At 72.8% G+C, this 22509-nt stretch carries 19 protein-coding genes; 12 read left to right on the forward strand and 7 right to left on the reverse strand.

Going from position 1 to position 22509, the window contains the following annotated elements; genetic code table 11:
• Together JQN84_RS03450 and JQN84_RS03455 are read left to right on the forward strand one after the other, a co-directional pair.
• Nucleotides 1-2193 carry a putative bifunctional diguanylate cyclase/phosphodiesterase gene (locus tag JQN84_RS03450; protein ID WP_204956908.1) on the forward strand — a complete coding sequence of 731 codons (2193 nt, stop codon included), beginning with the start codon at nt 1-3 and terminating at the stop codon, nt 2191-2193.
• A complete protein-coding gene (locus JQN84_RS03455; RefSeq protein ID WP_204956909.1) occupies nt 2190-2690 on the forward strand; it encodes a DUF456 domain-containing protein in 501 nt (166 codons plus the stop codon). Before JQN84_RS03450 ends, JQN84_RS03455 begins: the two co-directional genes overlap by 4 nt.
• A gap of 151 nt (nt 2691-2841) precedes the next feature.
• Here the strand turns inward: JQN84_RS03455 and JQN84_RS03460 are convergent, their stop codons facing one another.
• Together JQN84_RS03460 and JQN84_RS03465 are read right to left on the reverse strand one after the other, a co-directional pair.
• Nucleotides 2842-3036, reverse strand: a complete 195-nt coding sequence (locus JQN84_RS03460) for a DUF397 domain-containing protein (protein ID WP_204956910.1) — start codon at nt 3034-3036, stop codon at nt 2842-2844.
• The gene (locus JQN84_RS03465) at nt 3033-3800 is read right to left on the reverse strand and encodes a DUF5753 domain-containing protein (protein WP_204956911.1); all 768 of its coding nucleotides are present in this window, start codon (nt 3798-3800) and stop codon (nt 3033-3035) included. Before JQN84_RS03465 ends, JQN84_RS03460 begins: the two co-directional genes overlap by 4 nt.
• A gap of 325 nt (nt 3801-4125) precedes the next feature.
• Between JQN84_RS03465 and JQN84_RS03470 the strand changes: the two genes are divergently transcribed.
• Both JQN84_RS03470 and JQN84_RS03475 read left to right on the forward strand, forming a co-directional pair.
• On the forward strand, nt 4126-4383 hold the full coding sequence (locus JQN84_RS03470; RefSeq protein ID WP_204956912.1) for a flavin reductase: 258 nt from the start codon (nt 4126-4128) through the stop codon (nt 4381-4383).
• Nucleotides 4384-4802: 419 nt separating this feature from the next.
• Nucleotides 4803-6443, forward strand: a complete 1641-nt coding sequence (locus JQN84_RS03475; RefSeq protein WP_307820985.1) for an amino acid permease — start codon at nt 4803-4805, stop codon at nt 6441-6443.
• Between the two features lie 81 nt (nt 6444-6524).
• On the opposite strand, the gene JQN84_RS03480 is transcribed toward JQN84_RS03475, so the two are convergent.
• Nucleotides 6525-7118: a hypothetical protein gene (locus JQN84_RS03480; protein WP_204956913.1), complete on the reverse strand. Its 594-nt coding sequence runs from the start codon at nt 7116-7118 to the stop codon at nt 6525-6527.
• Between the two features lie 531 nt (nt 7119-7649).
• Here JQN84_RS03480 and JQN84_RS03485 point away from each other — a divergent pair.
• From JQN84_RS03485 to JQN84_RS03510, 6 genes are all read left to right on the forward strand, one after another.
• The gene (locus tag JQN84_RS03485) at nt 7650-9014 is read left to right on the forward strand and encodes a glutamine synthetase family protein (protein WP_204956914.1); all 1365 of its coding nucleotides are present in this window, start codon (nt 7650-7652) and stop codon (nt 9012-9014) included.
• A gap of 155 nt (nt 9015-9169) precedes the next feature.
• Nucleotides 9170-10516 (forward strand): aldehyde dehydrogenase family protein, encoded by a 1347-nt coding sequence (locus JQN84_RS03490; RefSeq protein WP_372445909.1) that lies wholly within the window; start codon nt 9170-9172, stop codon nt 10514-10516.
• Entirely contained in the window at nt 10516-11289 is a 774-nt protein-coding gene (locus JQN84_RS03495; RefSeq protein WP_239484647.1) for a 3-oxoacyl-ACP reductase, read from the forward strand. Before JQN84_RS03490 ends, JQN84_RS03495 begins: the two co-directional genes overlap by 1 nt.
• A gap of 71 nt (nt 11290-11360) precedes the next feature.
• Nucleotides 11361-12041 carry a gamma-glutamyl-gamma-aminobutyrate hydrolase family protein gene (locus JQN84_RS03500; RefSeq protein ID WP_204957315.1) on the forward strand — a complete coding sequence of 227 codons (681 nt, stop codon included), beginning with the start codon at nt 11361-11363 and terminating at the stop codon, nt 12039-12041.
• Nucleotides 12042-12101: 60 nt separating this feature from the next.
• A complete protein-coding gene (locus tag JQN84_RS03505; RefSeq protein WP_204956916.1) occupies nt 12102-12653 on the forward strand; it encodes a pyridoxamine 5'-phosphate oxidase family protein in 552 nt (183 codons plus the stop codon).
• Between the two features lie 177 nt (nt 12654-12830).
• On the forward strand, nt 12831-16511 hold the full coding sequence (locus JQN84_RS03510) for a SpoIIE family protein phosphatase (RefSeq protein ID WP_204956917.1): 3681 nt from the start codon (nt 12831-12833) through the stop codon (nt 16509-16511).
• A 13-nt stretch (nt 16512-16524) separates the two neighbouring features.
• On the opposite strand, the gene JQN84_RS03515 is transcribed toward JQN84_RS03510, so the two are convergent.
• The gene (locus JQN84_RS03515) at nt 16525-16839 is read right to left on the reverse strand and encodes an STAS domain-containing protein (protein ID WP_204956918.1); all 315 of its coding nucleotides are present in this window, start codon (nt 16837-16839) and stop codon (nt 16525-16527) included.
• A gap of 86 nt (nt 16840-16925) precedes the next feature.
• Between JQN84_RS03515 and map the strand changes: the two genes are divergently transcribed.
• Together map and JQN84_RS03525 are read left to right on the forward strand one after the other, a co-directional pair.
• On the forward strand, nt 16926-17783 hold the full coding sequence (gene map, locus JQN84_RS03520; protein WP_204956919.1) for a type I methionyl aminopeptidase: 858 nt from the start codon (nt 16926-16928) through the stop codon (nt 17781-17783).
• The gene (locus JQN84_RS03525; protein ID WP_204956920.1) at nt 17780-18496 is read left to right on the forward strand and encodes a VIT1/CCC1 transporter family protein; all 717 of its coding nucleotides are present in this window, start codon (nt 17780-17782) and stop codon (nt 18494-18496) included. The genes map and JQN84_RS03525 overlap by 4 nt, the downstream gene beginning before the upstream one ends.
• Nucleotides 18497-18504: 8 nt before the next feature.
• Here the strand turns inward: JQN84_RS03525 and JQN84_RS03530 are convergent, their stop codons facing one another.
• Genes JQN84_RS03530 through JQN84_RS03540 form a run of 3 tightly spaced genes read right to left on the reverse strand, consistent with a single transcriptional unit; the run spans nt 18505 to nt 22490 of the window.
• Nucleotides 18505-19236, reverse strand: coding sequence for a nucleotidyltransferase domain-containing protein (locus tag JQN84_RS03530; protein ID WP_281899743.1), 732 nt, complete (start codon nt 19234-19236; stop codon nt 18505-18507).
• Nucleotides 19233-19712 (reverse strand): nitroreductase family deazaflavin-dependent oxidoreductase, encoded by a 480-nt coding sequence (locus JQN84_RS03535; RefSeq protein ID WP_204956921.1) that lies wholly within the window; start codon nt 19710-19712, stop codon nt 19233-19235. Before JQN84_RS03535 ends, JQN84_RS03530 begins: the two co-directional genes overlap by 4 nt.
• 57 nt (nt 19713-19769) lie before the next feature.
• Nucleotides 19770-22490 carry an FtsX-like permease family protein gene (locus JQN84_RS03540; RefSeq protein WP_204956922.1) on the reverse strand — a complete coding sequence of 907 codons (2721 nt, stop codon included), beginning with the start codon at nt 22488-22490 and terminating at the stop codon, nt 19770-19772.
• Between the last annotated feature and the right edge of the window lie 19 nt (nt 22491-22509).

Raw genomic sequence — 22509 nt, forward strand, 5'->3', positions numbered from 1 at the left:
ATGTCCGCCGTTCCGGACCCCGGCGGCACCGACGCGTCCCGTCCGGGCGCGCAGGGCTACGCCGCCGACTGGGCACGGGCGGTACGCCGGCTCGGGTTCGTGCCGATGAGCACGGACGAGACCGAGCGGCTGCTGCTGACGCACACCGTACGGCTGGCGCGGGCCCTGCTCGCCGAGGACTTCTCCGCCGCCCCGGCGGAGGAGGTGGGCCGGGCGCTGGTGGAGGCGCACCTGACCGAACCGCGCATCCTGGACTGGTCGGTGCGGGCGCTCGGCGAACAGCTACCGCAGCGGGTGCTGCCCCCCGACGACCCGCCGCCCGACCTGGCCGTCCGGGTGGCCGCGTTGCAGGGTGGGCTGGCCGCCGGGTTCGGCCGGGCGCTGCGCGACCGTACCTTCAGCCAGCAGGAGCGGATCGCCCGCTCGGCCTGGCAGGCGCGGGACTCGGTGGAGCGGGCGCTGCGCGACAGCGAGGCGCGGTTCCGGGCGGTCTTCACCGGGGCGGTCATCGGCATCGGCATCGCCGGCATCGACGGCCAGATCATCGACGTCAACCAGTCCTTCGCCGACATGCTCGGCTACACCCCGGAGGAACTGCGGCAGACCAACGTCGCGTCGCTGTTCCACCCCGACGACGCAGCCGGGATGTGGGAGCTGTACCAGGAGCTGATCGAGGGCAAGCACGACAGCGTCCGGGTGGAGAAGCGCTACTACCGCAAGGACGGCAGTGTCGTCCTGACCGACCTGGCCGTGTCGCTGATCCGGCACGACGACGGCCGCCCCCGGTTCACGGTGGCGATGATCGAGGACATCACCCAACGGTACGAACTCCAGCAGCGGCTGCGGTTCCAGGCCCTGCACGACCCGCTCACCGGCCTGCCCAACCGGACGCTGTTCTTCGAGAAGCTCGGCCAGGTCTTCGCCGACGCCGGGCCCGAGCAGCGGATCGGCGTCTGCTTCCTCGACCTGGACGGGTTCAAGGCGGTCAACGACAGTCTCGGCCACGACCTCGGTGACCGGCTGCTGGTCACCATCGCCAGGCGGCTGTCCGACTGTGTCATCGGCCAGGGGCACCTGGTGGCCCGGATGGGTGGTGACGAGTTCGTCATCCTGGTCAACGGCGGCGAGGGCATCGACGACGCGGTCGGTGTCGCCGAGTTGGCGCTCGCCGCGGTGGCCGCCCCGGTGCTCGTCGGCGACCATCAGCTCGCCGTGTCGGCGAGCGTCGGGGTGGTCGAGTGCCCGGCCAGCGAGACCAGCGTGTCCGAGCTGATGAAGGCCGCCGACACCACGCTGTACTGGGCGAAAGCGGAGGGCCGGGGCCGCTGGGCGGTGTACGACCCGGAGCGCAGCGCCGCCGACATCGCCCGGTCCGCGTTGGCCGCGGGTCTGCCGGCGGCACTGGACCGGGGCGAGTTCGTGGTCCACTACCAGCCGATCGTGTCCCTGCTGGACGGCTCGATGCTCGCCGTGGAGGCGCTGGTCCGCTGGGCCCACCCGGAGCTGGGCCTGGTCGGCCCGGACCGGTTCATCGGCCTGGCCGAGGAGACCGGGCTGATCGTCAGACTGGGCGAGTGGGTGCTGCGGCAGGCGTGCCGCGACGCCCGCGCCTGGCACCGGGAGTTCCCGGAGGCCAAACTGGTGGTCAGCGTCAACCTGGCCGCCCGGCAGGCCGACGACCCGGCCATCGTGGACACCGTCGCCAGCTCGCTGAGCCGCAGCGGCCTGCCGGCGGAGCTGTTGCAGCTGGAGTTGACCGAGAGCGCCGTGATGGGCACCGCCGGGGAGCCGTTACGGTCGTTGTACCGGTTGGCGGATCTGGGCGTACGGCTGGCCATCGACGACTTCGGCACCGGCTACTCGAACCTGGCGTACCTGCGGCGGCTGCCGATCCACTGCCTGAAGCTGGCCGGCCCGTTCGTCGAGGGCATCCGGGGTGACGGCGGCGACTCCTCGCCCGACCATCGGGACGTACGGATCGTCGACGCCCTGGTCCGGTTGGCGCACGCGTTGGAGTTGTCGGTGACCGCCGAGGCGGTGGAGACGGAGGAACAGGCCGAACGGCTGCGGGCGTTGCGCTGCGACACCGGGCAGGGGCGCTGGTTCGGCCCGCCCGCCCCGGCGGACCAGATCACCGCCCGGCTGCGCGGCGGGACCGGGGCGGGACCGGGCGGGGGAGAGGTGGCGGGGTGAGCCTGACCGACGGTGAGGCGGCGTTCTCGGTGATCGCGGCGATCGCGATCGTCGCCGGGTTGGCCGGGGTGGTGGTGCCCGGCCTGCCGGCGCTGCCGCTGTGCTGGGGCGGGGTGCTGCTCTGGGCGATCTTCGGCGGCGCCGGGCCGGGGCGTTGGGCGGTGCTCGCCGCCGCCACCGTGGTCGCCGCCGCCGGTGCCGTGATCAAGTACGCCTGGCCGGGGCGCAACCTCAAGCGCACCGGGGTGCCGACGTCGTCGCTGCTCGTCGGGGGTCTGCTCGGGCTGGTCGGGTTCTTCGTCATCCCGGTGGTGGGCCTGGTGATCGGTTTCGTCGGCGGGGTGTGGGGGGCCGAGCGGCTGCGGCTGGGCAGCAACCAGCTCGCCTGGCCGGCGACCGTGCAGGCGTTGAAGGCGGCCGGCCTGTCGATGATGGTGGAGTTCCTGGCCGGCCTGGTGATCGCCGCCCTCTGGGTGGCCGGCCTCCTCTTCACCTGACCCCCACGACAGCGGCCGGGACCACCCACGGGAGCACCCGGCAAGGTCGACTCGGTTGGGTCGATGTTGCGGTATTCGGCCGCCGGGACACCGCAAGATCGGCCCAGGCGAGTCGATCAAGACGTGGCGGGCCGGCGATGGTCGGGGAAGGTCAGGCAGCGGGGCCGATCTGCTTGGCCAGGTCGACGAACGACTGCCAGGTGTCCGGAGCGAAGGCGAGGGTGCCGCCGGCACGGTCCTTGGTGTCGCGGACGAGGACGACGCCGGGCAGATTGTCCGCCACTTCGACACACGAGCCGCCGTTGTTGCCGCTCTTGGTGCTCTTGCGCCACTGCGCTCCGGTCATGTCCATGATCCTGCCGCTTCCCTGATCAGGTCTAGAGATTGGCTTCGGGAGAGGGCCTCGCCCCTGATGCGTTCCCACCTACGACTGAGGGTAGCAACGTCGGTAGCCTCATTGAGGATCTGCGCGGGCGCCTGACTGTCGACGTGAGCGACGTGCTCACCACTGGGCAGCTCAGCGATGATGAAGCCGCCCCCAAGCCCCGGATACATGCCGATCTCTCTCGGCACGATATGCACCTGCACGGTGGGGAGGGCCGCGTAGTGGGCAAGCTGCTCGATCTGTTCGCGCATCAGCTCACGGTCACCATAGACCGACTGGTATAGCACGCCTTCGAAGATTACGGCGATGAACAGAGGGGGGCGGTCCCTGCGCAGAACGGCCTGTCGCCCGATGCGCGAGGCCACCAGATCGTCAGCCTCCGCAGTGGTCAGCGCCTCCCCGGCGAGGGTTGCCCGTGCATACGCCTCGGTCTGAAGCAACCCAGGTATCCAACAGTGTTCGAACCAACGCAGGGCCAAGGCTTCGCGCTCCCAATCGACCCATTTTCTCAGCCACTGTGGCTCGCGGCGTTTGAGGACGTCGGGCCATAGGTCACCAACGTCCCGGCCCAGGATCGCGGCCACGGTCACACGTCGGCGGGGCTGCGGCACACGTCCCGGCGATATCCAGCGCGCTGCCGTCTTGGGGTCGACTCCTGTTTGAGCAGCAAGACTCTCTGCTGTCTCGCCGACCTCGGCCATGGCCTCCTGAAGTGCGTGGTTCATCCCGCCTCCATCATGGATGTCACGAACGTCCCTGAGCATAGATTAACGTCGTGTACTGATCCCGTCGCGCTGGGCAAGGTTGCCTCAGGTGGGTCGGCTCTGGCGGGACGGTGTCGGGGCCGACTTCGCGGGGGCCGCTCCCTTACTGGCCAGTGGGAGCGGCCCCTTCCCAGACACGCGAGGAGGTCGACATGAAGGGTTCGGTCATGTGGTGGAGGAGCATGAGGACGCCGCCCTGCCGGATGGTCGGGAGCGTCGGTCGGTTCCTGTGGTCGGCTGACCTGATCGACGACGAGGCGCAGGCCGCCGCGCTGTGGGGGCGGTGATGGTGGTGGTTCGTCCGCCTGTCCCGCACGTCGCGATGCGTCCGCTGTGGCGCTGTCGTAACTGCGGCCGGCAGTGGCCCTGCCAGCCGGCCAAGCTCGCGCTGCTCACCGAGTACCGGCACGACCGGATGTCCCTGCTGATCTATCTCGGCACCCTGATGCACGAGGCCACCAGCCAGCTCACCCAACTCCACCCGGCCCACCCGCCCACCGGGATGACCGAGCGCTTCCTGTCCTGGGCCAGGGCCCGGGGCTGAGGGCCGTGCAGGATCGGCAGCAAGATCGACTCTTCTGGGTCGATGTTGCGGTGTCCACGCCCGGCGGATACCGCAACATCGACCCAGGTGAGTGGATCAGGGCGGGAGGGAGGCGGGGCGGGACGCCCGTCGGGTACGGCACGACGCCGTACGTGAGAGAGAGGTGGGCGTCCCGCGCCGCCGTGGTGCCGGGCTCCTGCCGAGTGCCCGGCGTCGGCCCGTCGCGATCGGGCCTGGTCACGGGCTCAAGCATGCGTCGGTGCGAGGTGCGGGGCAACCTGATTACCGTCCGGTCGGGTGACATCATGTAACGGGTTCGGTACCGGGAATGGATTGACCGTCGTGATCGGCGGGACGAGACTCGGGCGCACCCGGGGATCTCCCGGGTAGTTCCGGGTACCACCTCAGGGAGGTGTGCTGTGGCCACAACGCCCCCGCCGACCACCGGGCAACCGCCGACAGCCGGGAACGGGCAACCGCCGGCAGCCGGGCCGCACGCGCCGGACGACGACGCCCGACGGCTCGCCGAACTCGGCTACCAGCAGGAGTTGCACCGGAAGTGGAGCGGCTTCTCCAACTTCGCCATCTCGTTCTCGATCATCTCGATCCTGGCCGGCTGTTTCACCACCTTCGGCCAGGCGTGGAACAACGGCGGGCCGGTCGCCATCTCCTGGGGCTGGCCGCTGATCTCGCTGTTCATCCTGATCATCGGGTTCTGCCTGGCCGAACTGGTCTCGGCGTACCCGACCGCCGGGGGGATCTACTGGTGGGCGGCGAAGATGGGCCGGCCGGTGCACGGCTGGTTCACCGGCTGGCTCAACCTGATCGGCCTGGTCGCGGTCACCGCGTCGGTGGACTACGGCTGCGCCACCTTCCTCAACCTGACCCTGTCGGCGCTCTTCGACGGGTGGGAGGGGACGCTGCGGCAGGCGTTCGTCCTGTTCGTGATCATCCTGGCCCTGCACGGGCTGATCAACATCTTCGGGCACCGGATCATCGACGTACTCCAGAACGTGTCGGTCTGGTGGCACGTGGCCGGCGCCGCCGCCGTGGTGGCCATCCTGCTGCTGGTGCCCGACCGGCACCAGAGCTTCCAGTTCGTGTTCACCGAGCGGTTCAACAACTCCGGTTTCGGTGACGGCGACACCGGCGGGTTGACGTTCTGGTTCTATGTGCTGCCGCTGGGCTTCCTGCTCACCCAGTACACGATCACCGGATTCGACGCCTGCGCGCACGTGTCCGAGGAGACCCGGGGCGCGTCGCAGGCCGCCGCCAAGGGGCTGTGGCGGTCGATCTTCTATTCGGCGGTGGGCGGGTGGATCCTGCTGCTGGCGTTCCTGTTCGCCGCCACCGACGTGGACGCGGTCAACGCGGCCGGCGGATTCTCCGGTGCCATCTTCGAATCCGCGCTGACCCCGTTCTTCTTCAAGACGGTCATCATCATCTCCACCATCGGGCAGTTCTTCTGCGGGATGAGCTGCGTGACCTCGATGAGCCGGATGACGTACGCGTTCAGCCGCGACCGGGCGGTGCCGGGCTGGCGGCTGTGGTCCAAGGTCGACCGCAACGGCACCCCGGCCAACGCGATCATCGGGGCGACGGTGGCCGGCCTGGTGCTCACCCTGCCGGCGCTCTACGAGAGCCCGTCCGGCATCCCGGTCGCCTTCTACGCGGTGGTGTCGGTGGCGGTGATCGGCCTCTACCTGTCCTTCGTCATCCCGATCGCGCTGCGGCTGCGCCTCGGCGACCGGTTCGAGCCGGGCCCGTGGACGCTCGGCCGGAAATACAAGCTGCTCGGCTGGATCGCGGTGGTCGAGATCGTGATCATCTCGGTGTACTTCGTGCTGCCGATCGTGCCGGCCGGGGTGCCCGGCAACGCGGAGTTCAGCTGGTCGGCGGTGAACTACGCGCCGCTGGCCGTCGGCGGGGTGCTGCTCGGGGTGGGCATCTGGTGGTACGCCTCGGCCCGGAAGTGGTTCACCGGTCCGCGCCGGACGGTCGACGTACCCGAGCCGACGGCACCGACGGTGGACGCCGCCCGGGTCGACGGACCGGCCTGACCACGAGCCCTGCGGGGCGACCACGGACAGCCCCCGGCCGGAACCCTGACGGGTTCCGGCCGGGGCCGCCCGGCGCGACCGTCAGAGATAGACGCTGTTGCTGAAGGTGAGCGGAATGAACGTGGTCGGGCCGCCGTAGTTCCAGGTGATGAAGGCGTCCGCACCCGTCTTGTACTCGCCGGTGTACCGGGGGTACTCGGTGTCGACGTTGCCGAGGACGGTGCTGTAGGCCGTCTTGGTGTTGTAGGTGACCTGGGTGCCGTAGCGGAACAGGGCGACCTCGACCTGGATCGCCCAGACCGGATAGGTGCACTGCACCGCCGCCAGGCCCTCCTCGCCGCCGCCGTACGGGCCGCCGTAGTAGACGAACGGGGTGCTCGGGGTCAGCGTGCAGGTGACGGTGATGGAACCGACGGTCCCCGTCACCGAGGTCGAGGCGAGGGTGCCGGCGGAACCCGCCGACACGCCGGTGGCCCCGGTGGACAGCGGCGCGAGGCGACCGGCCCGCGCGCCGTCGGTGGCGGACGATCCGGCCGCCGGCCGCGCGGCATCGGCACCGGCGGTGCGGGGGGCCGCCTGGGTCGGGCTGGCCACCGCGAGCAGCGCGGCGGAAACGGCGATCGCCACCAGGGCGGCAAGGGCCCGGGGCTTCCCACTGGGACGTACTCTCGTCATTACGCGTCCTTCGGTGCGTCGTGATGGAGCAGTTCGGGTGTTTCTGGGCCGGCCGGCCCGGTGCGACCGAGAGGGCCGAACATCCACGCTCCGGTGACCGGTCGACGCATTGCGCGCGAATACGCGGCAGGTCAGGGGAAGTGGTCGTGCGGATCGGCCGACAAAATGCCGTGCGTCGCACCGGCCGGCTCAAATTCTGGCAAGGGTTCCAACTTCCACGCAAGGTCGCCGCGCGATTACCGATCGGTGTGGTCGGCTATGTGTCCGAACGGATGAGTGGCGTGTCGCGGCGCTTCTTTCCCGCCTTTGGGAAAAGCGTTTCCGTCGTTGTGCGTACGACAATTTCCGCTCGTTCCGCGCGTCGGGTCGCGTCCGGCTCCGGGGCGCGGGCGGGCGCTCGCGGACCGGGCCGCCGGGTCCGGACCGGGACCGGCCGGACCACCCCGGCCCGGGGGGTTTGCCGGCCCGCCCGGACGGGGCATTGACGGTGATCCGCTCGGCCCGGTAGACCTTGGTGATGGAGGCGCACGGATGAGGAAAGCCCCGCTCACGTTGGAACAGCTCCGGGTCGCCGTCGCCGAGGGCGAGATCGACACGGTGGTGCTCGCCCTGACCGACATGCAGGGCCGCCTCCAGGGCAAACGGTTCCACGCCCCGTTCTTCCTCGACCAGGTGGTCGCCAACGGCAGCGAGGGCTGCAACTACCTGCTCGCCGTGGACGTCGACATGAACACCGTCGACGGGTACGCCATGTCGAGCTGGGAACGCGGCTACGGCGACTTCGCCATGCGCCCCGACCTGTCCACCCTGCGGCGGATGCCGTGGCAGCCGGGCAGCGTCCTGCTGCTGGCCGACCTGGAGTGGCTGGACGGGTCGGGCCCGGTGGTCGCCTCACCCCGGCAGATCCTGCGCCGGCAGCTCGACCGGCTGGCCGACCACGGGCTGACCGCGTACGCCGGCACCGAGCTGGAGTTCGTCCTCTACCGCGACTCGTACGAGGAGGCGTGGCGGCGCGGGTACCGCGACCTCACCCCGGCCAACCAGTACAACGTCGACTACTCGCTGCTCGGCACCGCCCGGGTGGAGCCGCTGCTGCGTCGCATCCGCACCGAGATGGCCGGCGCGGGGCTCACCCCGGAGAGCGCCAAGGGCGAGTGCAACCTCGGCCAGCACGAGATCGCCTTCCGTTACGACGAGGCGGTGGCCTGCGCCGACCACCACGTGATCTACAAGAACGGGGCCAAGGAGATCGCCGCCCAGGAGGGCGTGTCGATCACGTTCATGGCCAAGCCCAACGCCCGGGAGGGCAACTCCTGCCACATCCACTTCTCGCTGCGCGACGTCGACGGCCGCTCGGCGATGCTCGGCGACGGGCCGGCGCAGCTCAGCGTCACCGGGCAGCGGGTGCTGGCCGGGCTGCTCGCCACCATGCGCGAGATGAGCGTGCTGTTCGCCCCCAACATCAACTCCTACAAGCGTTACCAGCCCGGCTCGTTCGCGCCGACCGCGCTGCGCTGGGGCACCGACAACCGCACCTGCGCGCTGCGGCTGGTCGGCCACGGGCAGGGGATGCGGGTGGAGAACCGGGTGCCCGGCGCGGACGTCAACCCGTACCTGGCGATCGCCGCCCTGGTCGCCGGGGCGGTGCACGGCATCGAGCAGGAACTGGAGCTGGCCGACGAGTGCACCGGCAACGCCTACGACGACCCGGCCGCCGAGCGCGTCCCCGCAACCCTCCGCGACGCCCTGACCCTCTGGCAGGGTTCCGAGATCGCCCGCTCGGCCTTCGGCGACGAGGTCCACGCCCACTACGCCAACCAGGCCAAGGTCGAACTGGCCGCCTTCGACGCCGCCGTAACCGACTGGGAACTAACCCGTGGCTTCGAACGCCTCTAACCCCCACCCCCACCCCCACCCTTGCCCCCACCCCCACCCCCACCCCTTGCCCGTGTCGATCTTGGAGTTGTGATGGACGATATGTGGCGGTATGTGGTTTGTGCGGGGTACCACAACTCCAAGATCGACGGGGAAAGGGGTGGGGCGTGACGCGGGTGGTTGATCCGGCTAGTGGGGATGTGGTGGGGGAGGTGGGGGAGACCGGGCTGGGGGAGGTGGATGCGGCGATCGGGCGGGCTGCTGGTGCGTTCGAGGGGTGGCGTCTGGTTGCGCCGGGGGAGCGGGGGCGGGTGCTGCGGAGGTTCGCCGGGCTGGTCGACAGCCACCTGGAGGAGTTGGCGCAGCTGGAGGTGCGTAACGCCGGGCACACCATCGGCAATGCGCGGTGGGAGGCGGGCAACGTCCGTGACGTGCTCGACTACTACGCGGGTGCGCCGGAGCGGTTGACCGGGCAGCAGATTCCGGTGCCCGGCGGGTGGGACGTCACCTTCCACGAACCGCTCGGCGTGGTCGGGGTGATCGTGCCGTGGAACTTCCCGATGCCGATCGCCGCCTGGGGTTTCGCCCCGGCGCTGGCCGCCGGCAACACGGTCGTGCTCAAGCCCGCCGAGCTGACCCCGCTGACCGCGCTGCGCCTGGCGGAGTTGGGGCGGGAAGCCGGCCTGCCGGAGGGCGTGTTCACCGTGCTGCCCGGCCGGGGCGACGTGGTCGGCGAACGGTTCGTCACCCACCCGGCCGTGCGTAAGGTCTGCTTCACCGGCTCCACCGAGGTCGGCACCCGGATCATGGCCGGCTGTGCGGCCCAGGTGAAGCGGGTCACCCTGGAGTTGGGCGGCAAGAGCGCCAACCTGGTCTTCGCCGACGCCGACCTGGAGAAAGCGGCGGCCACCGCGCCGTACGCCGTGTTCGACAACGCCGGCCAGGACTGCTGCGCCCGCTCCCGGATCCTGGTGCAGCGCCCGGTCTACGACAGGTTCCTGGAGTTGCTGGAACCGGCGGTCCGGGCGCTGCGGGTGGAGAACCCCGCCGCCGAGACCGCCGAGATGGGACCGCTGATCTCCGCCGCCCACCGGGACCGGGTCGCCGGCTACCTCGACGGTGCGACTGTCGCGTTCACCGGCACCTGCCCCGACGGCCCCGGCTTCTGGCACGCCCCGACGGTGCTGCTCGCCGACTCCCCGGCCGACCGGCACTGGCGGGAGGAGATCTTCGGGCCGGTCGTCTCGGTGCTCCCCTTCGACGACGAGGCCGACGCGGTCCGGCTCGCCAACGACACCGAGTATGGCCTGTCCGGTTCGATCTGGACCCGGGACGTCGGCCGGGCGTTGCGGCTGGCCCGCGCGGTCCAGGCGGGCAACCTCAGCGTCAACTCGCACTCCTCGGTGCGCTACTGGACCCCGTTCGGTGGGATGAAGCGTTCCGGGCTCGGCCGTGAGCTGGGCCCGGACGCGTTGCACGCCTTCACCGACGTCAAGAACGTCTTCATCAGCACAGAGGAGTGATGCGCGTGCAGGGTCGGCTACAGGACCGGGTCGCCGTGGTGACCGGGGCGGGCAGCGGGATCGGCTTGGCCACCGTGCGGCGGTTCGCCGCCGAGGGGGCCCGGGTGGTCTGCGTCGACATCGACGACGAGGCCGGCGGGCGGGCCGCCGAGGAGGTCGGCGGGGAGTACGTGCACACCGACGTCGCCGACGAGGCGGCCGTGCGGGACCTCTTCGACGGGGTGGTGCAGCGGCACGGCCGGGTCGACGTGGCGTTCAACAACGCCGGCATCTCCCCGCCCGACGACGACTCCATCCTCGACACCGGGCTGGACGCCTGGGAGCGGGTGCTGCGGGTCAACACCACCAGCGTCTACCTGTGCTGCAAGTACGCGATTGCGCACATGCGCCGGCAGGGCAAGGGTTCGATCATCAACACCGCCTCCTTCGTGGCGCTGATGGGGGCGGCCACCTCGCAGATCGCGTACACCGCGAGCAAGGGCGGGGTGCTGGCGATGACGCGGGAGTTGGGCGTGCAGTTCGCCAGGGAGGGCATCCGGGTCAACGCGTTGTGTCCCGGCCCGGTCGCCACCCCGTTGCTGATGGAGCTGTTCGCCGCCGACCCGGAGCGGGCCGCCCGCCGGCTGGTGCACGTGCCGATGGGCCGGTTCGGCGCACCGGAGGAGATCGCCGCCGCGGTGGCGTTCCTGGCCAGCGACGACGCGTCGTTCATGACCGCCGCGCAGTTCGTCGTCGACGGTGGCATCACCGGCGCGTACGTCACCCCCCTGTGAGCGGATCCGACCGGCCCGGCCCGCCAGCCCGCGTCACCCGGCCCGGGGGGTCCGGCCGGCGGGCCCGTCCGCTGATCGGGATCACCGGGTACGTCGAGCCGGCGAGCTGGGCGGTCTGGCGGGACGTGCCGGCGTCGCTGGTGCCGCAGGCGTACGTCCGCTCGGTGACCGCCGCCGGGGGCCGGGCCGTGGTGCTGCCCCCGGACGAGCTGGACGCCGACGTGGTCGACGTGCTCGACGGGCTGCTGCTGGCCGGGGGCGCCGACGTCGGCCCGCACCGGTACGGCCAGCCGGTGGACCCGCGTACCGAGCCCCGGCCCGACCGGGACGCCGGTGAGTCGGCGCTGCTGGCCGCCGCGCTCGCCGTGGACCTGCCGGTGCTCGGGGTGTGCCGGGGCATGCAGTTGCTGGCCGTCACGTACGGCGGGTCGCTGCACCAGCACCTGCCGGACGTGGTGGGTCACGACCGGCACCGCCCCGCCCCCGGGGTGTACGGGGCGCATCCGGTCCGGTTCGCGCCGGGGACCCGGACGGCGTCGGTGCTGGCCGGGGTGGACCGGGTCAACTCGTACCACCATCAGGCGGTGGCCGATCCGGGCGGGCTCACCGTCACCGGCTGGGCCGACGACGCGGTGGTGGAGGCGGTGGAGGACCCGGCGCGACGGTTCCTGCTCGGGGTGCAGTGGCATCCGGAGAACGACGACGACCCGCGTCCGGTGACCGCCCTGGTGAGGGCGGCCCGGGAGGGCTGACGCTTCCCATAAAGCGGGAAATCTGTCCCGAAATGCGGTCAGCGGCGGCAGGATGACCGCATGGGGACCGTGTATCCGGCGCTGGACGGGCGACTGCGGGAGTTCGTCGAGGCGCAGCCGATGTTCTTCGTGGCCACCGCGCCCAGCGGCGGCGACGGGCACGTCAACGTCTCACCCAAGGGCATGCGGGGCACCTTCGTCGTGCTCGGCCCGCACCGGGTGGCCTGGCTCGACTACCACGGCAGCGGCGCGGAGACGATCGCCCACCTGCGCGACAACGGCCGGATCACGCTGATGTTCTGCGCCTTCGACGGCCCACCCAAGATCGTCCGGCTGCACGGGCGGGGCGTCGCCACCCCGGTCACCGACCCCGGCTACGCGGCGCTGCTGGCCGACTTCCCCGAGCCGCCCGACGTGCACGCCGTCCGGGCGGTGATCGGGGTGACCGTGGAGCGGGTCAGCGACTCCTGCGGCTACGCGGTGCCCCTGATGGACTACCGCGGCGACCGGGACCTGTTGCTCACCTCACACTCCCGGCGGACCGCCGAGGATCTGGTCACCTACCGGGCGACCAAGAACGCGGCCAGCATCGACGGCCTGCCGATCTTCTGAGCGGACCGCCCCTCACCGTGCGCTGTCGGGCAGATGACGGCAGGATGAGGCACGGGTTACCAGCGTCCGTTCGAACCCATGCGTTACGTTCCTGATCCGTCGGGGTAGAAGACGGACGCGACCGGCGTGAGCCGAGGCGTTTATGGGGGGCACGACCGGCCGAAGCAGGGGGCGCGGATGAGCTCGGCCCGTGGGGGCGAGGACGGACGAGGGCGGTCCGCGCTGTCGTCCGTCGACCCCGTGCTGCCGCCGTGGCTGGCCGGGGCGTTCACGGCCGGCGGCGAGATGGGCCGCCGGCTGCGCGGACACGACTGGGCGGCCAGCCCGCTCGGCAGCCCCGACACCTGGCCGGCGGCGCTGAGTCACGCCATCGGCATGATGCTCTCCTCGCGGGCCCAGATCGTGATGTTCTGGGGCCCCGACCAACTGGCCTTCTACAACGACGCCTACCGGCCCACCATCGGCGACAAGCATCCCGTCGCGCTCGGCCGGCCGGCCCGGGACCACTGGGCCGAGACCTGGGACGTGCTCGGCCCCCTGCTCGACGGCGTGTGCCGCAGCGGTGAGTCCTACCGGGCCGAGAACCACCCGTTCCTGCTCGACCGGCACGGCTTCGTCGAGCGGGTCTACTTCGACATCTCCTACGACCCGATCCGCGACGACGACGGCAGCGTCAACGGCGTCTTCTGCTTCGTCAACGAGACCACCGGCCGGGTCGTCGGGGAACGCCGGCTGCGGGCCCTGGCCGAACTCGGCTCCCGGCTCGGCGCGGCCGGCAGCATGGCCGAGCTGGGGCAGGCCACGGCGGCGGTGCTCGACGGGCACCGGGCCGACGTCCCGTTCGCCCTGGTCTACCTCACCGACGAGACCGGCCGGCCGGTGCCGGCCGGAGTCAGCGGCGTCGATCCCGCCCGGGTGCCGGCCGAGCTGCCGGCCACGCTGGCCCGGGTCGCCGCCGGTGGGGTGGCCGCCGAGATCGAGGTGGCCGAACTGCTCGGCGCGGTGCCGGGCGACGCCGCCACCCGGGCCATGGTGCTGCCGCTCACCGCCACCAGCGAGCCCGCCGGGGCGCTGGTGGTCGGCCGGTCCGCCCGACTGCCGTTCACCGACGAGTACCGCGACTTCCTCGGCCTGATCGCCGCGCAGGTGTCCCGGGTGGTCGGCCAGCAGCGGGTGTACGAGCAGGAGCGGGCCCGCGCCGCCGAGCTGGCCGCGCTGGACCGCGCCAAGACCAACTTCTTCGCCAACGTCAGCCACGAGTTCCGCACCCCGCTGACCCTCGTCCTCGGCCCGCTGGAGGACCTGCTGGCCGACCCGACGCTGTCCGCCGCGCACCTCGACCGGCTGACCGTGATGCACCGCAACGCGCTGCGCCTGCTCAAGCTGGTCAACACCGTGCTCGACTTCTCCCGGCTGGAGTCCGGCCGGCTGACCGCCCACTACCAGCCCACCGACCTGGCCGAATACACCTCCCGGCTGGCCAGCACCTTCCGTTCCGCGACCGAGCGGGCCGGGCTGCGGCTCGTGGTCGACTGCCCGCCGCTGCCCGCGCCGGTCCTCCTGGACCGCGACATGTGGGAGAAGATCGTCTTCAACCTGCTCTCCAACGCGCTGAAGTTCACCTTCGACGGCGAGATCCGGGTCCGGGTGGCCGCTGCCGACGGCGCGGCACGGCTGGAGGTGACCGACACCGGGGTCGGCATCGCCGCCGAGGAAGTGCCGCACGTCTTCGAACGGTTCCACCGGGTGCCGGGGGTCCGCTCGCGTACCCACGAGGGCACCGGCATCGGCCTGGCCCTCGTCCGTGAACTGGTCGAGATGCACGGCGGCACGGTCGCCGCCACCAGCCGGGTCGACCACGGCACCACGGTCACCGTGACCGTCCCGTTCGGCTCCGCGCACCTGCCGCCCGACCGGGTCGCCGCCGCCGCACCGCTGCCCACCGGCGAGTCGGCGCAGGCGTCGCTCCACGTCGCGGAGACCGCCCGGTGGACCGACCGGCCCGACCAGGCCGGCGGGCGGCCCGATCCGGCCACCGGCGAACCCGGGAGGTCCGGCCGGGTCCTGCTCGCCGACGACAACGCCGACCTGCGCGAACACGTCTCCCGGCTGCTCAGCCCCGAGTACGAGGTGGTGGCCGTGCCGGACGGCGCGGTGGCCCTCCAGCAGGCCACCGCGGGCCCGTTCGACCTGGTGCTCACCGACGTGATGATGCCCCGGCTGGACGGCTTCGGCCTGGTCACCGCGCTGCGTGCCAACCCGGCGACCCGGCACGTGCCGATCGTGCTGCTCTCCGCGCGGGCCGGTTCCGCCGAGGCGGTCGCCGGCCTGTCGGTGGGCGCCGACGACTACCTCACCAAGCCGTTCTCCGGGGCGGAGCTGATCGCCCGGGTCCGGGCCAACGTCGAGCTGGGCCAGCTGCGTGGGCAGATCATCCGCCGGCTGCGGGCGCTCGCCGACGCCGCCGTGGCGGTCAACACCGCGAAGTCGACAGCCGACGTGGTCCGGGTCGCCGCCCGGCACGCCCTGCACCTCGCCGATGCGGCCCGGGTGTCGGTCACCACGGTCACCGGCGTACGGCACGAGGCCGACGGTGGCGGCCCCGGCACCGACCAGCCGTCCCAGGTGCTGCCGCTGACCGGCAGCACCGGTGGGCAGCTCGGCGAGCTGCGGGTCTGGCGGCGGGAGGGCGACGGCACCGAGCACGTCGCCGTCGGGGAACTGGCCCGCCTGGTCGGCGTACGACTGGAGAACGCCCAGCTCTACGAGGCCGAACACCGGATCGCCACCACCCTCCAGCACAGCCTGCTGCCGCGTTCGCTGCCCCAGCTCCCCGGCGCGGTGGTGGCCAGCCGCTACCTGCCCGGCAGCACCGACGTCGAGGTCGGCGGCGACTGGTACGACGTGATCGGCACCGGCGACGACGAGGTGGTGCTGGTCATCGGCGACGTGGTCGGCAAGGGCGTCCAGGCCGCCGCCGCGATGGGTCAGCTCCGCAACGGCCTGCGGGCCTATCTGCTGGAGGGCTACGACCCGGGGCAGGCGTTGACCCGGCTCAACCGGCTGGTCGGCTCGACCGAGCGGCAGTCGTACGCCACGGTGTTCTGCCTCTCCTTCACTCCGCGCACCGGCCGGCTGCGGTATGCCAGCGCCGGTCATCCGTCCCCCCTGCTGATCCGAGGAGACGACGTGGCCTTCCTGCACGAGCGGGCCCTCGGGCCGCCCATCGGCGCGCTCACCGGCACCGACTACCGCACCGTCGAGGGTGGACTCGCCCCCGGCGGTCGGTTGCTGCTCTACACCGACGGGCTGATCGAGGACCGGCAGGCCGGCATCGACGCGGCGCTCGCCCAGCTCCGGGCGGACGCCGGCGCGGGCACCGGCGGCGGGCACGTCGCCGATCTGGTGGACGCCGTGGTGGAGCGGGTCGACGGGCGTGACCGGCACGACGACGTCGCGGTGCTGGCGCTGGAGGCCGCCGAGCTGAACCGGTTCGCGTTGCGGCTGCCCGCCGACCCGACCCGGCTCAGCGTGCTGCGCAAGCGGCTGGAGGACTTCCTGGTCGCCCACGGCGTCGGCGAGAACGACCTGTTCGACCTGATCGTCGCCGTGTCCGAGGCCGCCGCCAACGCGATCGAGCACCCGGTCGCGCCGGCGGAGCCGACGATCGGGGTGGAGGTGTCGATCGTCGACCGGACGGTGGTGGCGACGGTGCGTGACAGTGGCCGCTGGCGGGAGTCGACCGGGGCCGGGTTCCGGGGCCGCGGGCTCGCGTTGATCGAGGCGCTGGGCGAGCTGACGGTACGCCGTACCGGCGAGGGGACCGAGGTGTCGCTGCGCCGCCGGCTGGCCGACTGAGCCGGAGCCCGGGTCAGAGTGGGCGCAGCCACTCCTGGTCGCCGAGGCCGGAGATCTCCAGCACCCGGCTGACCTGCCGGGACGGGAACACGGTAAGTGTCTTCGGGAAACGCCGGGCGAGCTGGACCACCGCGTGGATGGCGGCGGAGTCGAAGAAGGTGACCGCGCGCAGATCCAGGGTGACCTGCCGGGCCGGCTCACGGAGGGTGGTCTGGACCATGGTGTCGGCGGTGGCCATGTCGACCTCGCCGGTCACCGTGACGCGGACGTGGTCCCCGGTGACCTCCGCGCGCGCGGAGAACACCGGCGGTGCGCCCCCTGGATCCACCCCGCCACCATTGCACAGCCCGGTGGGCGGCAACAACCGCCGGGCCGTGCGGGAGGCCCTCCGCCCTACGGAGATAGGCTGTCGTCATGACCGTCCGTGCCCCGCTCACCCCCGGCACGCTCTCCCCGTGGCGAGCGGTCCCCGACCACATCGCCCGCCCGGAGTACGTGGGCCGCAAGCAACCCCAGCAGTGGCGCGGCTCGCACGTGCAGACCCCGCAGACCATCGAGAAGATGCGGGTCGCCGGCCGGTTGGCGGCGCAGGCCACCCAGCTCGCGGGGGAGCACTGCAAGCCCGGGGTCACCACCGACGAGATCGACCAGGTGGTGCACGAGTTCCTCGTCGAGCACGGCGCCTACCCGTCGACGCTGGGCTACCGGGGCTTCCCCAAGTCCTGCTGCACCAGCATCAACGAGGTCATCTGCCACGGCATCCCCGACTCGACGGTGCTCGCCGACGGTGACATCGTCAACGTCGACGTCACCGCCTACCTCGACGGGGTGCACGGCGACACCGACGCCACCTTCTGCGTGGGTGAGGTGAGCGAGGAGGCCCGGCTGCTGGTCGAGCGCACCCACGAGGCGATGATGCGCGGCATCCGGGCGGTGCGCCCCGGCCGGCAGATCAACGTGATCGGGCGGGTCATCGAGTCGTACGCCAAGCGGTTCGGCTACGGGGTGGTCCGCGACTTCACCGGCCACGGCATCGGCGAGGCCTTCCACAGCGGCCTGTACGTGCCGCACTACGACAGCCCCCGGCCCACCGACATCATGGAACCGGGCATGACCTTCACCGTCGAGCCGATGATCACCCTCGGCACCTACCAGTACGACATGTGGGACGACGGCTGGACGGTCGTCACCAAGGACCGGAAGTGGACGGCCCAGTTCGAGCACACCCTCGTCGTCACCGACGACGGCTTCGAGATCCTCACCCTGCCGTGACCGACACCCCGGCCGCGCTGCGCGAGGCGCACCACGCGGACGTGTCAGGCGGCTGGCTGCGGCCCGCCGTGTTCGGCGCGATGGACGGCCTGGTCACCAACATCGCCCTGATCGCCGGGGTCGGCGGCGGTGGGGTGTCGGCGCACAGCATCGTGCTGACCGGCACCGCCGGCCTGGTCGCCGGCGCCATCTCGATGGGGCTGGGCGAGTACACCAGCGTCCGGTCGGCCAACGAGCAGGTCGCCGCCGAGGTGGCCAAGGAGCGCCGCGAGCTGGAACGCCACCCGGAGGCCGAGGCCCGCGAGCTGTCCGACGCCTGGGTGGCCCGGGGCCTGCCCCGCGACCTGGCCAACCAGGTCGCCGAGGCGGTACGCCGCAACCCGGAGGAGGCGCTGCGGGTGCACGTCCGGGAGGAGTTGGGCGTCGACCCCGACGAGCAACCCAGCCCCTGGGCGGCGGCGATCTCGTCGTTCCTCTGCTTCTCCGTCGGCGCGCTGATCCCCCTGCTGAGCTACCTGCTCGGCTCCACCAGCCTGGCCCTGGCGCTCGCCGTCGGTGGGGTGGGGCTCTTCGCGGCCGGCGCGGTCGTGGCCCGGTTCACCGGCCGTCCGTGGTGGGCCGGCGGGCTGCGGCAACTGCTGCTCGGTGCGGCGGCGGCCGGCGCGACCTACCTGATCGGGATGCTCATCGGGGTGCAGGGCGGGCTCGGCTGACCTCGGGCTCAGCCGGCGAGCAGGTCGTCCACCGTGCCGTCGACCGGGCGGCCCCGGGCGGCCAGTTCCTCGGCCTGCCCGGTCAGCACCCGGCCCACCTCGGTCATGTCCGCGCCGGCCAACCCGGTACGCCGCACCGCGTCGCCCGGGTCACGGAAGTAGGTGCGGCTGAGCAGGCCGCTGACCGTGGCCGCCGCCAGCCGCGCCTCGCCCAGCATCACCAGCGCCTGGTCGGTCTCGTACCACTCGGCGAGCCGGGCCGCGCGGGCGTGCGCCGCCCAACCCCGGTACCAGGCCGCCCGCGCGGCGGCACTGAACTCGGCCGGCCGGGCCCGGGCCAGCCGGCCCAGGTGCTCGTCGCGCAGGGTACGCAGCCAGCCGGTCGGATCGTGGAGCGCGACGGTGGTGACGTACCGGTCGGCGGTCAGCGGCCAGGCCGGGGTCAGCGTCCGGGCCTGCCGCAGGTAGCTCTCGGCGTCGACCACGGTCAGCGCGACCAGCACCCCGTCCACCCGCCGGGTCGACGGGGCCGGCCCGCCGCCCGCCCGGTAGGTGACCAGCAGCAGGCCGACCTCGGCGTCCCCGCCACCGTCGTCGTCGCCGTGCGCCAGCGGGCCGTGCACGGCCACCGCCAGGATGTCCGCCGGGAAGCGTCGCCGCGCCGCGTCGGCAGTCCGACCGGCGACCCGCCAGCGTGGATCGTCCGGGTCCACCCCGGCCGCCGGCTCCGGCACGGTCACGACAGGTCGGGACCGGTCGGGGCCAACCGGAAGATGTGGATCTCCCGGCCGCCGGCCCGCTGCACGTACGTCCGGTACGCCGGCCACTCGGTGACCAGCAACTGCCAGAGCCGGTCCCGCTCGGCCCCGGCGGCCAGGTCGGCGCGGACGGCGAGCCGGCGACCCTTGACGGCGACCTCCGCCTGCGGCCGGGCGAGCAGGTTCAGCACCCAGCCGGGCTGGCGTGGCTGGCCCCAGTTGGAGCCGATCACCACGAACCCGTCGCCGTCCGGTACGTACAGCAGGGGGTTGCTGCGCGGCAGGCCGGAGCGGTGGCCGGTGGTCGTGATGATCAGCGAGGGGACCAACCCGAGCGCGACCACCCGGCCCCGGGTCAGCCGCCCGACCAGCCGGTCGGCGGGGACCAGTAGGCGCATGGTGGCACCGAACCACTCGTGGTGACCGAGCCGCCGGGTGAGGGTTCCGAGTACGGGCATCCGGCCAGTCTGCCTGGTCGACGCGGTGTGCGCACCCACCGGCTTCCGGCGGGCCGCTCAGTCCAGCCGGCGTTCGACCGTGAGGCGGGACCTGGTGAACAGGCCGGCACCGAGCATCGCCACCAGCGGCACCACCACCAGCACGCCGAGGGTCTGCCAGGGCACCACCACCGGGTACGGCGTCTGGACCGGCCAGGTCTGCGCGTACTGGCGGTTCGTCGAGGTGAGGATGATCAGCGCGGAGCCGAGTCCGGCCGCGATGCCGAGCGCCGAGCCCACCACGGCGATCACCCCCGCCTGGCAGAGCGAGAGCACCCGGCGTACCCGGGGACTGGCCCCCACCGCCGCGAGCGTGGAGAGGTCCCGGCGGCCCTCCGCCGCGGCGAGCCCGGTGGCCACCCCGGCCGCGCCCAGGGTGATCACCCCGGCGCCGGCCGCCAGCAGGAGCAGCACCGGCCGCTGCTCCGAGCGGGGCGGACCCCGCTCGATCTGCGCCGTCACCGGCAGCAACGGCCGCAGCGCGGTGACCACCCGGTCGAGTTGCGCGGTGGTCGGCGCGGACCGGGTGTCGACGGCGAAACCGAGCGGCTCCGTGCGCAGGCCGGCCCGGGTGGCGGCGGCGGGGGAGAGCACCAGCCGGTCCACCGGCAGCCCGTCGCGCAGCAGGTGACCGGGGAGGGTGACGGTGGTAGCCACCGTCGGGCGGGATTCGTCGACCGACCGGTCGACCCGGAGCGTCACCCGGCCGTCGACCAGGTAGCGGGGGTCGGTCACCACCACGCCGCCGGCCCGCAGCACGGCGGTCGCCGCCGCCACCTCGGCCGCCGGGGCACCGCTGAGCACCCCGAGGGCGGCGCCGTCGTCGACCATCGCGGGCAGGTAGAAACCGCTGACGATGCGGACCGGCGGGACGCAGCGCGGGTCGGCCAGCGCCTCGCGGCGGACCTCGGCCGTCCGGTACGACTCCGCGTCGTACGGGCAGGCCCGGCCGGCGGGCAGCACCGGCGCGACCGTGCAGTAGGCGCTCGGGCGTCGCACCTGGGTGCAGCCGGGCACCGCCACCGGCAGCACGGCGTCGGTGCCCAGCTCGGCCCGGACCCGCTCGGTGATCAGCGGAAGCGGGGGCAGCGGGGCGGTGGAGTCCCGGTCGCCGCGCAGCAGCAGCACCCGCCCCGGCGGCAACCCCGGCTGCCACTCGGCCTGGTTGCGGGCGTCGTCGCTGGCCACGTAGACGCCCAGGGCGACGCTGCCGGCGACGGCGGCCATCACCGCGGAGATGGCCGGGGCGGCCGACGAGCGGTTGCGGCTGGCGTCGCGCAGCGCGATCCGGGGCGCTGGCGGCAGCAGCCGACCGAGCCGGGCCAGCAGCCCGATCAGGGTGGGCGTGCAGAAGACCAGGCCCAGCTCACCCAGGACCAGCCCGGCGAGGATCACCGGGGTGTCGCCCCCGGTGGCGCCCAGGGCGGCGGCCCCGCTGCCCAGCACGGTCAGCGCCACCCCGATGAGCAGCCACCGGCGGCGGTGCGGTGGCGCGGTCCGGCGACCGGCCAACCCGGCCACCACGTCCTGCCGGGCGGCGGCCAGCGCCGGTGCGAGCGCGGCCAGCACCCCGGCCAGCACCGCGACCGCCGCGATCGCGGCGAGCGCCGCCGGGAAGACCCGGTAGCCCCCGCTGCGCGTCCCCAGCAGGTGCTCCTCGACCAGCGACCGGCCGGCGAGCGCGGCGGTGACCCCGAGCAGCAGCCCGCACGCGGCCCCGAGCCCACCGAGGACCACCCCGTCGGCGAGCACGATCCGTCGCAGGTGCACCGGGTCGCCGCCGGCCACCGCGACCAGCGCCAGGTCCCGCCGCCGTCGCCGGACCCCGACCGCGAAGGCCGGGCCGACCAGCAGGACGACCTCCAGCAGACCGAGGCCGCCGACCAGCACCGCGTTGCTCGCCAGCACCGGGTCGGGCAGGTTGAGCGTCGACCCGTCGGGGGATCGGGCACCCGGCACCGGGCCCCGGGCGCTGACCAGCACGCCGTGCGCGTTGAGCCGGTCCACCAGCGCGGCGTCCACCGGGCCGGGAAGGTCGACCAGCCAGCTCTCGTCGTAGCTCCGTTCGTCCCGGGACAGCCCGGCCGGGGGCAGGGCGACGATCTCCCCGAGCTGGTCGGGGAACTCGACCACGCCGACCACCCGCCACCGGCGGGTGCCGTCGGCCGCGTCGACCGACCCGCCCATCCGGACACCCATCCGGGCGGCGGCCTGGGCGCTCACCGCGACCTCGTCGGGCGCGGTGGGGACCCGCCCGGACCGCAGCCGCACCGTCGAGCGGGCCACCGGATCCGTCAGGTCCAGCGCCCGCCCGTCGAGGGTCCTGGTCCGGTCGCCGATCCGCACCTCGAACGGCACCCACCAGCTCACCCGGCTGGCGCTGCTGCCGGCCGGCAGCAGCGCCTCGATCTCCGCCCGGCCCACCGGCCGCTCCCGGGTCACCTGATCACCCGTGCGGGCCCAGTTCGTGTCCCCCCAGGAGTCCTGGTGGATCGGGTTCTCCGCCACCCAGTTCAGCTCGACGTCGGCGGTGCCGGCCCGCTGGACGAAGCTCTCCTCCCGGGTGAGGTCGGCCATGTCGTAGGTGACCGCGACGAAGCTCAGCACCACCACCGGCAGGGCGATCATCGTCAGCACCAGCGCGGTACGCCCCCGCGCCCGCCACGCCTCCCGCCTGGCGATCCGCAGCGCCGCCCGCCAGGACCCGACCGTCCCGGCGAGCCGACCGGGCGGTCCCACCCGGTCCCTCACGTCGGGC

Origin of the sequence: Micromonospora humidisoli (genome assembly GCF_016900955.1) — a bacterium.
GTDB lineage: Bacteria > Actinomycetota > Actinomycetes > Mycobacteriales > Micromonosporaceae > Micromonospora > Micromonospora wenchangensis.

Coding starts and splice junctions, on each gene's coding strand:
- JQN84_RS03505 (WP_204956916.1), top strand. CDS start 12,102: ATGGGGACCGTGTATCCGGCGCTGGACGGGCGACTGCGGGAGTTCGTC.
- JQN84_RS03465 (WP_204956911.1), bottom strand. CDS start 3,800: ATGAACCACGCACTTCAGGAGGCCATGGCCGAGGTCGGCGAGACAGCA.
- JQN84_RS03470 (WP_204956912.1), top strand. CDS start 4,126: ATGGTGGTGGTTCGTCCGCCTGTCCCGCACGTCGCGATGCGTCCGCTG.
- JQN84_RS03535 (WP_204956921.1), bottom strand. CDS start 19,712: ATGCCCGTACTCGGAACCCTCACCCGGCGGCTCGGTCACCACGAGTGG.
- JQN84_RS03495 (WP_239484647.1), top strand. CDS start 10,516: ATGCGCGTGCAGGGTCGGCTACAGGACCGGGTCGCCGTGGTGACCGGG.
- JQN84_RS03485 (WP_204956914.1), top strand. CDS start 7,650: ATGAGGAAAGCCCCGCTCACGTTGGAACAGCTCCGGGTCGCCGTCGCC.
- map (WP_204956919.1), top strand. CDS start 16,926: ATGACCGTCCGTGCCCCGCTCACCCCCGGCACGCTCTCCCCGTGGCGA.
- JQN84_RS03460 (WP_204956910.1), bottom strand. CDS start 3,036: ATGACCGGAGCGCAGTGGCGCAAGAGCACCAAGAGCGGCAACAACGGC.
- JQN84_RS03480 (WP_204956913.1), bottom strand. CDS start 7,118: ATGACGAGAGTACGTCCCAGTGGGAAGCCCCGGGCCCTTGCCGCCCTG.
- JQN84_RS03450 (WP_204956908.1), top strand. CDS start 1: ATGTCCGCCGTTCCGGACCCCGGCGGCACCGACGCGTCCCGTCCGGGC.
- JQN84_RS03510 (WP_204956917.1), top strand. CDS start 12,831: ATGAGCTCGGCCCGTGGGGGCGAGGACGGACGAGGGCGGTCCGCGCTG.